The following is a 13,459-nucleotide window of genomic DNA, read 5'->3' on the forward strand; positions in this document are numbered from 1 at the left end:
CAATGTACTCTTCTAGCGCGTCAAGCGACGCAACCGTTGCTCCGCCGAGATCGTCGGCGGCCCCATTGAAGCGGGCGAAAGCCAACGGTGACAAACACGAACTCGTCCGGTTGCTCCGCCGAGATCGTCGGCGGCCCCATTGAAGCGATGTAGGCCCTGAGCTCTGCTGAGGCCCGGTAGGAGTTGCTCCGCCGAGATCGTCGGCGGCCCCATTGAAGCTTGTTGTCTGTCTAATATACCAGCAGTGAAGTCTGTGTTGCTCCGCCGAGATCGTCGGCGGCCCCATTGAAGCTGATCCCACATATCCTTCACCATCTTCTGCATAGAGTTGCTCCGCCGAGATCGTCGGCGGCCCCAATGAAACCAGCATCTAGACATAGGCTTCTGTTGAACCGTGCACCATGCGAGATTCTGTAAAGTGGGAGTGTTCGAATGGGTGAAATGGTCAGCAAGACTGACGAAGCCCAATCCACCGGAGGCTGTGAAGTACCTTTCGTTGCTTGACAAACTTCGATGGGTCGGTTTCTGAGAGCGGTCTTTTTCGTGGTTTCGGAGAAGATTCCTCTCATTCGCCATCAGAAGATTTTGAATTCTGTGGTGTGTGGACCTCTGAGACGCTTATGGGCGCCGGCATTGTCGATGCCATCTACGCGCTGGTGCGGTATCTGATCGCGTACGCCAAAGGCACACGCGAAGGCCGAATCCCCATAAGACGAAGTCCTCGAACGTGTGCTTAAGTCCCAGGATCACGGCTGTCATGGTCCACTTGTGCCTCACATGCCGATGCCACGATTCTCGCGCCCGGGGCGCGGATTCGACGATAGAAGCCAAAGGTTCCGTCAGGGCTTGTCTCCACTCGAGGAATTCGCTGTGCGCAAGCAAGATTCACGTTCACGGTTGGCGCTTGTCGAGTGATCTTGCGCCACCTACATCCGCTGCGACGGACGAGCCCCGGGCCTGTTCACCCAGGGCTCCTCGTGCCTGCCTTGCTTTCAATACACCCCGTACGCACCCACGCCGGTGCCGACGCCGCACCCACAGCTCGGCGCCGGAGCCACGCCCACCGCGGGGACTAACAGGAAGAACAGCACGAAGATGATGAGAAACACCACAGCCCAGCGCGTGTAGCCGCCAAACGTACCCATGGACCTACCCCTTTCGCGCAAGATGGTCCATCGTACGGAGCGGCCGCGCGCGCCACAGACGACAGTCGCCCTCCGCGGCCTCCGCTCTCGCCGTGCCGCGCCGCGAATGGGCCCGCGCCGCCGATTCGCCTCCTGCTTGCGAAGCTCCGCGGCTAACGCGCCGCCGGCACGGACAGCCCGCTCCAAACCATCCCGGGCGCAGGTGCCATCCAACCACCAGGCTGTGCTACTCGCGCACCTGCCCGTGCCCGTACACCACGTACTTGTAGCTCGTCAGCTCGCGCAGGCCCATCGGGCCGCGGGCGTGCATCTTCTGCGTCGAGATGCCGATCTCGGCCCCAAATCCAAACTCAAATCCGTCCGTGAATCGGCTCGACGCGTTGTGGTACACCGCCGCCGCGTCCACCGAAGCCAGAAACACCCGCGCCGCCTCCTCATCCTCCGTCACAATGACCTCCGAGTGCTGCGTCCCGTATCGTTCGATGTGCGCGATCGCGTCCTCGAGCGTGTCCACCACGCGCACGGCCAGGATGAGGTCCAGGTACTCCGTCTCCCAGTCCGCCTCCTGCGCCGGCACCGCCGAGATGCCGGCGCGCTGCAACACGTCCATCGCCCGCGGACACGCCCGCAACTCCACGCCACGCGCCTCCAGCGCCCGCGCCGCGTCCGGAAGCCACGCATCCGCAATTTCCGCGTGCACGAGCAGCGTCTCCGCCGCGTTGCACACGGACGGGCGCTGCGTCTTCGCATTCACCACGATGCGCGTGGCCATCTCCGGGTTTGCGGCGCGATCGACGTAGACGTGGCAGTTCCCCACGCCCGTCTCGATCACCGGCACCGCCGCGTTCTCCACCACACGGCGAATCAACCCCGCGCCTCCGCGGGGAATGGCGAGATCGACGAGCCCCCGCGCGCGGATGAGCACATCGACAGCATCCCGGTCGGTGTGGGCCACGAGCGACACCGCCGCTTCCGGAAGCCCCGCCTGCCGCAGGCCGTCGTGAATGGCCGCCACGAGCGCTTGGTTGGACCGAAGCGCCTCGCTGCCCCCGCGCAGCACCGCCACATTGCCTGTCTTCACCGCAAGCGCCGCCGCGTCGACCGTGACGTTCGGCCGCGCCTCGTAGATCATGGCGATCACGCCCATCGGCACGCGCACCTTGCGGATGTCGAGGCCGTTCGGGCGCAGGATGCGCTCCACCTCTTCCCCCACCGGATCCGGGAGCGCCTCCACCTCGCGCACGCCCGCGATGATCTGCTGAAGCCGCGCCTCGTCGAGCTTCAGCCGGTCCACGCGGGCCGCGGGCTGTCCGTCCCGCACGGCCGCGTCCACGTCTGCCGCGTTCGCGGCCAAAATCTCGCTCCTGCTCGCCCAGATGGCGTCCGCCATGTGCTGCAGCGCCTCGTTCTTCACGCGCGTCGGCGCCGTGGCCAGCCTGCGCTTCGCCGTTTGCGCGGCCCGCAGGGTGGCTTGAACCGACGCCACCAGTTCCGCCTTCGTGTCGACACTCATCCCGCCGTCGCCTCCGTCCAGATCACCATATCGTTGCGGTGCACCACTTCGTTGAGCGCGTGCACGTCCTCGCCCGCGCGCTTTTTCTCGAGCCACTCGGCGAGATCGCGCGAAGAAAAGTTGGAAATGCCTTTTCCGAACGCCGCGCCGCTGGGTCCCACGAGCTCCACCACCGCACCCTCCTGAAACTCGCCGTGCACCTGGACAAGGCCAGGCAGAAGCAGGCTCTTCCCGCCCGCGATGAGCGCGTGCATGGCGCCGTGATCCACCTGCAGAACCCCTTCCGGCTTCGGCGCGTGCAACAGCCACGACTTGCGCAGGCTGACCGGCTCCGGCGCCGCCAGAAACCGCGTGCCCACCGGCTCGCCGCGAAGCACGCGCTCGAGCACCTTCGGCTCGTCCCGATGCGCGATAATCACCTCGACGCCCGACTGCGTCGCAATTTTCGCCGCCTGGATCTTCGTCCGCATCCCGCCCGTGCCCACGCTCGAGCCCGCCCCGCCCGCGATGCGCTCGATCTCGTCCGTGATGGCCACGACCTCGCGGATCCGGGTTGCGGTCGGATCGCGCCGGGGGTTGGCGGTGTAGAGACCATCGATGTCGGTGAGCAAGACGAGTTTCTCCGCCTCGGCCACCAGCGCGACGAGCGCCGCCAGCGTGTCGTTATCGCCAAACCGGATCTCGTCCACCGCCACGGTGTCGTTCTCGTTGATGATGGGCATGACGCCGTGCTGCAGCAGGGCCATGACCGTGTTGCGGATGTTGACAAACCGCTTCCGATCCTCCACGTCCGCGCGCGTCATGAGGATCTGGCCCACCGCGATGCCGTGCTCAGCGAACAGCCGCTCATACTGCTCCATGAGGAGCACCTGGCCCACCGCGGCCGCCGCCTGCTTCTCCGGCATGGAAATATGCGCGCGCTGCCAACCGAGCCTGCCGAGCCCCACCGCGATGGCGCCCGAGGAGACGAGCACGAACTGGCAGCCCATCTCGCGCTCGAGCCACGCCATGTCGGCCGCCATCTGCCGCATCCGCGCCAGAGCGAGCGATCCGTCCGCTTCCGTGAGCGAGCTCGACCCAATCTTCACCACCACGCGCCTGCGCCCACGACCATCCCTCGACATGCTTTCATCTCCCAAATCTCATCCGCTTCGTGTGCCAAGCACGCCTCAGCCTGCCACCAGCCGGTTCTCGAGCCGCCCAAGGCCATCGATTTCACAGGCCACCACATCCCCGGGCTTCAGCCACACCTTCTCCGCCCGGCCCAAGATCACGCCCTCCGGCGTGCCGGTGTAGACGAGATCGCCCGGCTCAAGGGTCATGATGCGGGAAAGGTCCGCAATGACGTGCGCCACCGAGAAGATCATGTCCGCCGTGGTGGAGTTCTGGCGCAGTTCGCCGTTCAGGTAAAGGCGCAGCCCGAGTTGCTGCGGATCTCCCACCTCGTCGGCCGTCGCGATGTACGGTCCAAGCGACGCAAAGCCGTCAATGGCCTTGCCGTAGAGCCACTGCGACGCGCGCATCTGCAGATCCCGGGCGCTCAAATCGTTCCCCACCGCGTAGCCGAAGACCGCCCCAAGCGCCTCCTCTTCCGACAGATTCCGGCATCGCCGCCCGATGACCGCCACGAGCTCCACCTCGTAGTCCACCTCGCGGGCCACCTCGGGAATGGCGATCTCGTCCCCATGTCCAGCCAGACTGTTCACAAATTTGGCGAAATACACGGGCGACGAGGGAATCGGCATCTTCGCCTCCTCGGCGTGCTTGCGGTAATTGAGCCCCACGCACAGGATCTTCTGCGGGCGCGTCACGGGCGGTGCGAGCCGCAGATCCGAGAGCCTGCCGGCCGACACGCCCTCGGCTTCCACGCGCTCGAGCGCAGCCCGGCACGACGCATAGGCCGCAATCACGTCCTCCATCGCATCCGGCACGGTCACGCCAAGCCGCTTCGCGCTCGACGCGACGTCCACGACCTCGTCGCCGCGCACGAGCCCGAGCCGCAGCGCGTCTCCCTCCCGGTACGTGCAGAGCTTCATGGCCATTCTCTCCCTTGTCACCGTGGCGTTACACTGCCGCCATTGTAACAAATTCGCGCGCACCGCGGCGATTCCGAGCTTTCAACGCAAACGCGAGAACGCGCGCCGCGCAGCCATGCGCGCCCGAACTGCGGCCCCTTGGGTAAAGGCACACGGGCTGGCGCTTGCGCGCGCATCAAAATCACCCCATCAAATCGAATGGGTTCCGCAAGATATTGCCGTACACCCTCAAAATCCTCTGCTACAATGCAGGCACAACCCAGGTTCGGCGCTTGACAAGGAGTGACCTCCATGAAATTCACCGACGGCAACTGGCTCGTCCGCGACGGCGTCTCCATCCACCCCGGCCTGTCCGTGCAGGACTGGCGCCAGGATGGAGACGGCGTCCTTTTCTTCGTCGCCTGCCGCCCCGTGGCGCACCGCGGCCACATGCTCGACGGCCCCATGCTCACCTGCCGCATCTCCTTCCCCCGCCCCGGCATGGTGCGCGTGGAGCAGCATCACTTCCTCGGCCACGCCGACCGCGGGCCCCATTTCCCGCTCGCGCTCCATCCCCAGCCGTTTGCTGTGGAGGCGACGGAGACCGAGGTCATCCTGACCTCCGGCGAGATGGAGGCCCGCGTGCGGCTGTCCCCCTGGTCCATCGCCTTTTACGAAGGCGGCCGCCTGCTCACCGAAAGCGGCCCTCGCTCGGCCGCGTACATCGTCGATCACGGCCAGCCCCACATGCGCGGCCAATTGCAATTGTCCGTCGGCGAAAACGTGTACGGCCTCGGCGAGCGCTTCACGGCGTTTGTCAAAAACGGCCAGTCGGTTGACATCTGGAACCGGGACGGGGGGACGGGATCGGACCAGGCGTACAAGAACGTGCCGTTTTACCTCACCAACCGGGGCTACGGCGTGTTTGTCAACCATCCCGAATGCGTCTCGTTTGAGATTGGCACTGAATTCGTCTCGAAGGTCCAGTTCAGCGTCGAAGGGGAGCGGCTCGACTACTTCGTCATCGGCGGCGGCGGGCCGAAGGTTGTGTTGGAGCGATACACGGCGCTCACCGGTCGGCCGGCCCTCCCGCCCATCTGGTCCTTTGGGCTATGGCTCTCGACGTCCTTCACGACGGACTACGACGAGCAGACGGTCAGCCAGTTCGTCGACGGCATGGCCTCGCGTGGCATCCCGGTAAGCGTGTTTCATTTCGATTGTTTCTGGATGAAGCCCTACGAATGGTGCAACTTCGCCTGGGACACCGCTTGCTTCCCAGATCCCGAGGGCATGCTCGCGCGGCTCAAAGCCCGCGGGCTGCGCATCTGCGTCTGGATCAACCCGTACATCGCGCAGAAATCGCCGCTCTTTCTCGAGGCCACGGCGCGCGGGTACTTGCTCAAGCGGCCCAACGGCGACGTGTGGCAGTGGGACTTGTGGCAGCCGGGCATGGGCATCGTGGATTTCACCAACCCGGACGCGCGCCGCTGGTATCAGTCCCATCTGCGCCGATTGCTCGAGATGGGCGTAGATGCCTTCAAGACGGACTTCGGCGAGCGCATCCCGACCGACGTGGTGTATCACGACGGATCGGACCCGCACAAGATGCACAACTTCTACAGCTACCTGTACAACGAGGTGGTATGGGAGGTCCTCTGCGAGCGCGGTCAGCAGGACGCCGTGGTCTTCGCGCGATCCGGCACGGCCGGCAGCCAGCGCTTCCCGGTCCACTGGGGCGGCGACTGCCGGGCCACCTACGAATCCATGGCGGAGACGCTCCGCGGCGGCCTGAGCCTCGCGCTGTCCGGCTTCGGCTTCTGGAGCCACGACATCGGCGGATTTGAGGACACCGCCCCCGCGCACCTGTACAAGCGCTGGATTGCCTTCGGGCTGTTGTCCAGCCACAGCCGGCTGCACGGCAGCGGATCCTACCGCGTGCCCTGGCTGTTCGACGAGGAATCGGTGGACATCCTGCGCCATTTCACGCGCTTAAAGCTCCGGCTCATGCCGTATCTGTGGTCGTGCGCCGTCGAGGCCCACCGCACCGGCGTACCGGTGCTCCGCCCCATGATGCTCGAGTTTCCGGGCGATCCGACCTGTGAGCCGCTGGATCGCCAATACATGCTCGGCCCATCGCTGCTCGTCGCCCCGGTCTTCTCGGCGTCCGGCGAGGTCACCTATTACCTCCCCGAAGGGCGCTGGACGCACCTCACGAGCGGCGAGACAAGGCAGGGCGGCCGATGGTACCGAGAGCAGCACGGCTTCTTCAGCTTGCCGCTCTACGTGCGGGAAGGCAGCATCCTCGCCATGCAGGACCATCCGACAAAACCCGAAGCCTTGCCGAGCGAAGGGCTCGCCCTCCACGTCTATCCTCTGCGACCAGGGCAACGAAGCGTCTGCCATCTCTTCGATGACGACGGCCGCTCTGCCGGCCACATCGAAGCCGCTTGGGAAGACGGACAGCTCGTCCTTGCGCCACACGCATGCGCGCACGCGTGGACCGCTGTGCTGCACGGGCTGAAGGAGCCGGGAGCCCTCCGCGTCGAAGGAGCCACATGGCGCGCGTCCGAGCAAGGCGTCCTCCTCGTCCCTCACCACCCCAGCGAGGCCGTGCGGATCGCAGGCATCCAACGCACGTGGTTGGAAGATTAGGTGGCGCGTCCTCCCCCGCTCCCTGCGCAAACCGCCAGACAGGGCTCGCGCGATCCGGCCTTCGCCTCGATGCGGCCCCCGGTTGCCGCCCGCACGCGCCACGAGCCCATCCCAAGGGTCCATCTGGACCGCCACGGGATGGGCTCGCGCGCCATGAGGGTCAGCGCACCACGAGGACCGCCTGTTTCGCCCGGTGCAAGACGGCCGTGCTCACGCTACCCATGAGCAACCGGTCCACCGCCTTTTTGCCGTGCGATCCGACCACGACGAGATCGGCCCCCACGTCAGTTGCCGCGTGCACGATGCGCTCGGCCGGCGAGCCGTGCTCGACCCGGAACGCCACCCTGGATCCGTACGCCGAAAACCGCTCCTCCACCTGGCGCTTGAGGTCCCCCGCGAGCTTCTCCGCCTCGCGCTCCATCTGCACCGCGTACTCCGCCGTCCACTCCGACGTCGGCACCGCGGGCACGTGCACAAACACGGCCGTCAGCCGCGCCTCCGGCCACTTGTCCAAAAACGTCTGCACCATCTCGCCAGCCCGCCACGCACAGTCCGATCCGTCCACCGCCCACACGATGTGGTTCACGGCCGCGCCTCCTCTCCTCGTCGGGCGCCAAGCGGACTTGGCGCCCCTCTACCCCTCAGTCTATCACGCGGCCGAGCGCGCGGATCGCGTCAACGGACAGACAGGTACTGCATTTGGTAGAATCCGCCCCAGGACCACGGGTTCGGCTGCGCCCCCGTGATGCCCGTGCGCTCGAGGTAGTAGGTCTCCGCGTAGTAGAGCGGGATGGTGTAGCCCTGCTGAATGAGCTGCGTCATCAGCTTCGCCGCCGTGGCCGCCGAAGAGAACATGTCGGGGCTGTTCTGGTACTCTGCCTGCCACATGCGCCAGTTGCGCACGTCGTTTGACTCGTGTTCGTCCCAGTACACCTGCACATCCAGGCTCCCTGTGTTGATCCCGCCGCCGCCAGAACCCTCCGAGTAGGGCGCGACAAACTTCCAAGCCTCCACCCACGCGGCGTGTTTCGCCGCCGCGGTCTTCGCCTGCTTGAACTGCTGGACAATCTGGTTCCACTGCTCGGTCAGCGTGGGCGATCCCGGCGGGTCCATGATCTTCCTCCACGCCGCGGGCTGCTCGGCCGTCCAGCGGTTCAGGTACGCGATATCTGCCTGCGCAGCCTTCACCAGGGGCGCCCATTGGCTCCAGCTGACCCCCATGTTCGGGTTATTCGGATCGCCGTACTTCTGAATCGAGGCCGGATCGTACGGCGTGTTGTACCAGGGGAGCACGTGCTGGACGAACGCGATGGAGTAGCCGTAGGTTCCTGGCCAGTACACGCCCTGGTCTCCGCCCAGGTTGAGCGAGGCCGGATCCATGTCATTGGTCCCGCCGACCGCGACGTTATACCCGGGCTGAATCCCTTTCTGCGGCCCGCCGTAGGTCAAATTGCCCCATTCCGTGCTGTTCAGCTGCACAATCTTCGTGTGGATCCCGAGGTTCTGTTGCAGCTCTTGCCCACCGCCTCCGCCACCGGCACGAGCTGGGGGTTGGACGACGGCACCTCGGCGTACAGGTACAGGGTCGGGAAGCCTTTGCCGCCGGGATAACCGGCCTTCGCGAGCAGGGCGCGCGCCTGGGCGACGTTCTCCGGAAGGCCGTGCTCGTACTTCGCCGTCGGCCAGCCGGGAACCGAGAACGTCGTGGTGGTGCCGGCCATGCCGCCGAGCACGTCCTGCACGATGGGCGCGCGCTGGATGGCCTCCGCGATGGCCTGGCGCACGAGCGGATTCGTGAGCGGCGACGGCACGGCGGAGTTGTCGTACTGCAGGTAGGTCACGGCGTAATCCGGCGCTTTGTGAAGCTGTGCGACGAGCGCGGGATGCGTCTTCACGTACTGAAGGTCGGAGGGCATGCCCACCTCGACCACGTCGACCTTGTTGGCCATGAAGTCTTCCACCGGCACGCTCGTCCCCGGCACCACATCGATTTCCTGCGCGTTGCCCTCGTTGACCTCGCCCGGATGCCCCACGTACTTCGGGTTGCGCACCAACACCAGCGTCCCGTTCGGCGTGAACGACTTGACGGTGAACGGCGCGTCGCTCACGAAGTAACGCGGCATGAACCAGTCGGTGGGATGGGCCTTGGCCACCTGCTCGTTGATGGGCATCGATCCGGCCTCGGCGAGATCGCCCAGGATGTAGTGGGGCACGGAGGTGGTGATCTGCAGCGTGTAGGGCCCCAAAACCTTGAGCCCGAGTTGGCTCAGCGGCACCGTGCCTGCGTGGTACGCGTAGGCGTTCTTCACGACGTTCAGGACGCTCAGCCACAGCTGGCCGTTCGGATTGGCCGGCGACAGCTGGCGCATGTAGGCGTAATAGAAGTCATAGGCCGTGACCGGCTGGCCGTTCGACCAACGCGCATCGCGGCGGATCTGGAACGTCCACGTGAGCCCATCCTTGGAGAGCGTGTAGCCCGCGCAGAGCTTGGGCACAATCTGATTTTGTTGATTGTAGACGAACAGCCCCTCCATGATGGTTCCCTGGTCGACCAGGATTTGCGGCCCCCACTGCGAAGGATCGAGCGTCGTCAGGTTGCTGCCCGTCGGCGACGTGATGCGAACGACGCCGCGAGCCGAAGCTTGGACACTGGCCGCCATCGTGGGCGCGGTGGGATGGGGTGCGGTTTGCGCGCCGCATCCCGATACAACCCCCGCTGCGCCAAGCACACAAAGCCCACTTGCACACGCCACCCATTTCACTCGCCTGCGCACAGTAACATCCCCCTTTTCTTCGAGATCACGTCCATGGAAGCGCCTTCATCGCCGGCGTTTTGCATCGCCCGCGATGGCAGGACCCTCCCTGTGCACCGTATTCTAGTCGCGTACAGCCCAAGCGAATGCGAAGATTGTGACGGAAAATCGGACAATTTTGATTTAGAGGCGCATCTCAACGCTCGCGCGCGTCTTGACAGAACTCGTTGCCTGGCGCATGCTTGGACTGGAGTGCGAGATTCGGGTACCCCTTCACCTCTCTGAAATCGCTTGCATGCGAGGGACTCAAGTGGAAGCGGTACATCTCCTGGAACACCGGCAGCATGGCGATTCGACGTTCCACATTCAGGCGTACCACGTGGTGTTGACGCCGGGACCGTATCAGCAGACGGTCAATCTGCACTGGCACAGCGAGGCCGAATGCATCGTGGTCACGAAGGGCCGCGTGTGCCTCCAGGTGGGGAGCCGCCGCCACGTGCTGGCCGAGGGCGGCGTGGCGCTCATGAGCGGCGGCGAGCTGCACAGCATGGCCGCGCCTGACCAAGGTCCGTCCGAGTGCAAGGCCATTGTGTTTGGCCTGGATCTCCTCGAAGGCCCGTCCGGGGATCGCGTCCAGCAAACCTACCTCGCGCCGCTTGCGTCCGGCAAGCTCCGCCTACCCGGGGTCATCCCCGAGCAACATCCGATTCGGCAGGAGCTCGCGGTTCACCTCAACGCCATCGCACGCGCGCTGGAAGACCAGCCGACGGGCTATGAGCTGAGGGTCAAGGGCGGCTTGTACCAGGTATTGGCCGAGTTGGTGGACGCCAGTCTTTTGACGGAGACGAGCCCGCGGCGCGAGACGGACGACCGCCGCGCCGAGATCCTCAAAGCGGTGCTCACCTACATCGACGAACACCTGGGGGAGAAGCTTCGGCTCGCGGACCTGGCGCGCGTCGCCAACATGAGCGAAGGACACTTCTGCCGGTTTTTTAAGGAGATGACCCACCGCAAGCCCATGCAGTACGTCAATGAGCGTCGCGTCGCTCGCGCGGCAGAGTTGCTGAAGGACCCGAATCGCAGCATCACGGCAATTGGCATGGACCTCGGGTATCACGACGTGAGCTACTTCATCAAGGTGTTTCGCAGCTACAAGCACTGCACGCCGCTCGCGTACCGCAAAGCCTGGCTCCGCCTCCCGGTGCCGCGATCGACGCGGTAAACGCGAAGTGTGCTGCCGTGCGGCGCGCGGCGTGTGAACTCGAGTCCACCTCAGCTTTTGAAGAAGGGATGAGCAAACCATGACGCAGCACGGGCCCATTTTCCCGAACGTTCGAGGTTTTTTGCACGGCGGAGACTACAATCCGGATCAATGGCTCGCGTATCCAGATGTGCTGGAGCAGGACGTGAAGCTCATGCGCGAAGCGAAGTGGAACGCCGTCTCCCTCGGCATCTTCTCGTGGGTGAGCCTGGAACCTGAGGAGGGCGTGTTCACGTTCGACTGGCTCGACGAGACCATCGAGCGCTTGACCAAGGCCGGGATCCACATCTTGCTCGCCACGCCGAGCGGCGCCCGTCCCGCCTGGCTGTCGGCCAAATACCCCGAAGTCCTGCGCGTGGGCCCGGACGGTCGGCGCAATCGGCACGGCGGACGCCACAACCACTGTTACACCTCGCCCGTCTACCGCGAGAAGGTGCGGATCATCAACCGCAAGTTGGCCGAGCGATACGCCCACCATCCCGGGGTCATCGGCTGGCACGTCTCCAACGAGTACGGCGGCGAATGCCACTGTCCGCTCTGCCAGGAGGCGTTCCGCGCGTGGCTGAAGCGGAAATACAAGACGCTCGACGCCCTCAATCACGCGTGGTGGACGCCGTTTTGGAGCCACACCTACACCGACTGGTCGCAGATTGAATCCCCCATGCCGCACGGCGAGATGTCGATTCACGGGCTCAACCTCGACTGGAAGCGGTTCGTGACGGATCAGACGGTAGATTTCTGCCGCCATGAAATCGAACCCCTGAAGGAGGTGAACCCGAGCCTGCCGGTGACCACGAACTTCATGGGCACCTACCCCGGGCTCAACTATTGGCGCTTCCGCGGCGTGCTCGACGTCATCTCGTGGGATAGCTATCCCCGCTGGCACACCCATGAGACGCTCGTCCCCGAGGCCGTGCACACTGCCATGGTGCACGATCTCAATCGCTCCATCCTCCGCAAGCCGTTTCTGCTCATGGAGTCCACGCCGAGCGTCACCAACTGGCAGGCCGTGAGCAAACAAAAGCGCCCAGGCGTCCACGTGCTCGTCTCGCTCCAGGCTCTGGCACACGGCGCCGACTCCGTTCAGTACTTCCAGTGGCGCAAGAGCCGCGGGTCCTGCGAAAAGTTCCACGGCGCCGTGGTCGATCACGTCGGTCACGCCAACACCCGCGTGTTCCGCGACGTGCAGGCCGTCGGGGAGATGCTCGAGCAGCTCGCGCCCGTCGCCGGCGCTGGCATCGACGCCGAGGCGGCTGTCGTGTTCGACTGGGAGAACCGGTGGGCGCTCGAGGACGCCAAAGGCCCGCGCAACATCGGCATGCACTACGAGGAGACGGTGACCGCGCACTACGCCGCGCTGTGGCGGCTCGGCGTGCCGATGGACGTGATCGACGAGGAACAGCGGCTCGACAGGTACAAGTTGGTGGTGGCGCCCATGCTCTACATGGTTCGCCCCGGTGTCGCGGAGCGGATGCGCGCCTTCGTGGAACAGGGCGGGACGCTCGTCCTCACCTACTGGTCCGGGATTGTGGATGAGAACGACCTCGTCCACCTGGGCGGCTTCCCAGGGCCGCTGCGCGAACTCGCGGGCGTGTGGGCGGAGGAGATCGACGCACTGTACGACGGCGAGCGCGTACCCGTTCAGGCGGTCGACGGGAATCCCCTGGGACTCGCAGGCACATACGAGGCGAGAGAGCTGTGCGAAGTGGTGCACCTCGAGGGCGCAGAGCCGCTCGCGGTGTACGCGGCGGACTACTACGCCGGCATGCCCGCGGCCACGGTGCACCGGGTCGGGCAGGGGCGCGTGTACTACGTGGCGGCGCGGCTGGATGACGACTTCCTTCGGGACTTCATGGCGCGCGTCGCGGCGGAAGCCGGGGTGCGCCGCGCGGTCACCACGGACCTGCCGGAGGGCACAAGCGCGATGGTGCGCTCGGGAGACGGCGTGGAGTACGTCTTCCTCATGAATTTCACGCCCACTCCGAAGGAACTGCACCTCGACGGCGCGTCGTATCGCCGCCTGTACGGGGAAGCGCCTGTCGATGGCACCTTGGTCCTCCCTGCCTACGGCGTGAGCGTGCTCGAGCGGCCGGCGAAAGGGCAGTGAGCACCTGCCCGGC

The 13,459-nt window shown here is 65.3% G+C and carries 10 protein-coding genes; 3 read left to right on the plus strand and 7 right to left on the minus strand.

The annotated features are described in order from the left end of the window. Positions 1-992: 992 nt before the first annotated feature. The 4 genes from AS26_RS14420 to AS26_RS08045 all read right to left on the minus strand — a co-directional run bounded on the left by AS26_RS14420 (position 993) and on the right by AS26_RS08045 (position 4,694). Positions 993-1,145 carry a hypothetical protein gene (locus AS26_RS14420; RefSeq protein ID WP_169793479.1) on the minus strand — a complete coding sequence of 51 codons (153 nt, stop codon included), beginning with the start codon at positions 1,143-1,145 and terminating at the stop codon, positions 993-995. A 226-nt stretch (positions 1,146-1,371) separates the two neighbouring features. Beyond that, positions 1,372-2,658, minus strand: a complete 1,287-nt coding sequence (locus AS26_RS08035; protein ID WP_062308198.1) for a glutamate-5-semialdehyde dehydrogenase — start codon at positions 2,656-2,658, stop codon at positions 1,372-1,374. Then, positions 2,655-3,782 carry a glutamate 5-kinase gene (gene proB / locus AS26_RS08040; protein WP_062308201.1) on the minus strand — a complete coding sequence of 376 codons (1,128 nt, stop codon included), beginning with the start codon at positions 3,780-3,782 and terminating at the stop codon, positions 2,655-2,657. The genes AS26_RS08035 and proB overlap by 4 nt, the downstream gene beginning before the upstream one ends. A 45-nt stretch (positions 3,783-3,827) precedes the next feature. After that, positions 3,828-4,694 (minus strand): fumarylacetoacetate hydrolase family protein, encoded by an 867-nt coding sequence (locus AS26_RS08045; RefSeq protein WP_062308203.1) that lies wholly within the window; start codon positions 4,692-4,694, stop codon positions 3,828-3,830. 291 nt (positions 4,695-4,985) lie between these two features. Here AS26_RS08045 and yicI point away from each other — a divergent pair, with 291 nt between their 5' ends. Next, positions 4,986-7,325: an alpha-xylosidase gene (yicI, locus tag AS26_RS08050; protein ID WP_062308206.1), complete on the plus strand. Its 2,340-nt coding sequence runs from the start codon at positions 4,986-4,988 to the stop codon at positions 7,323-7,325. A 160-nt stretch (positions 7,326-7,485) separates the two neighbouring features. On the opposite strand, the gene AS26_RS08055 is transcribed toward yicI, so the two are convergent. The 3 genes from AS26_RS08055 to AS26_RS14675 all read right to left on the minus strand — a co-directional run bounded on the left by AS26_RS08055 (position 7,486) and on the right by AS26_RS14675 (position 10,099). Further along, positions 7,486-7,911, minus strand: a complete 426-nt coding sequence (locus AS26_RS08055) for a universal stress protein (protein ID WP_062308208.1) — start codon at positions 7,909-7,911, stop codon at positions 7,486-7,488. Between the two features lie 89 nt (positions 7,912-8,000). Beyond that, positions 8,001-8,804 carry a hypothetical protein gene (locus tag AS26_RS14670; RefSeq protein ID WP_245629674.1) on the minus strand — a complete coding sequence of 268 codons (804 nt, stop codon included), beginning with the start codon at positions 8,802-8,804 and terminating at the stop codon, positions 8,001-8,003. Further along, positions 8,795-10,099, minus strand: coding sequence for an ABC transporter substrate-binding protein (locus AS26_RS14675; RefSeq protein WP_245629675.1), 1,305 nt, complete (start codon positions 10,097-10,099; stop codon positions 8,795-8,797). The genes AS26_RS14670 and AS26_RS14675 overlap by 10 nt, the downstream gene beginning before the upstream one ends. 289 nt (positions 10,100-10,388) lie before the next feature. On the opposite strand from AS26_RS14675, the gene AS26_RS08065 reads away from it, so the two are divergent. After that, complete coding sequence (locus tag AS26_RS08065; RefSeq protein ID WP_062308211.1) at positions 10,389-11,300, plus strand: AraC family transcriptional regulator; 912 nt, start codon at positions 10,389-10,391, stop codon at positions 11,298-11,300. 79 nt (positions 11,301-11,379) lie between these two features. After that, a complete protein-coding gene (locus AS26_RS08070; protein WP_062308214.1) occupies positions 11,380-13,446 on the plus strand; it encodes a beta-galactosidase in 2,067 nt (688 codons plus the stop codon). The last annotated feature ends 13 nt before the right edge of the window (positions 13,447-13,459 follow it).

Origin of the sequence: Alicyclobacillus sendaiensis NBRC 100866 (assembly GCF_001552675.1) — a bacterium.
In the GTDB taxonomy this organism is placed as follows: Bacteria; Bacillota; Bacilli; order Alicyclobacillales; family Alicyclobacillaceae; genus Alicyclobacillus; species Alicyclobacillus sendaiensis.

Coding starts and splice junctions, on each gene's coding strand:
- yicI (WP_062308206.1), top strand. CDS start 4,986: ATGAAATTCACCGACGGCAACTGGCTCGTCCGCGACGGCGTCTCCATC.
- proB (WP_062308201.1), bottom strand. CDS start 3,782: ATGTCGAGGGATGGTCGTGGGCGCAGGCGCGTGGTGGTGAAGATTGGG.
- AS26_RS08035 (WP_062308198.1), bottom strand. CDS start 2,658: ATGAGTGTCGACACGAAGGCGGAACTGGTGGCGTCGGTTCAAGCCACC.
- AS26_RS08070 (WP_062308214.1), top strand. CDS start 11,380: ATGACGCAGCACGGGCCCATTTTCCCGAACGTTCGAGGTTTTTTGCAC.
- AS26_RS08045 (WP_062308203.1), bottom strand. CDS start 4,694: ATGAAGCTCTGCACGTACCGGGAGGGAGACGCGCTGCGGCTCGGGCTC.
- AS26_RS14420 (WP_169793479.1), bottom strand. CDS start 1,145: ATGGGTACGTTTGGCGGCTACACGCGCTGGGCTGTGGTGTTTCTCATC.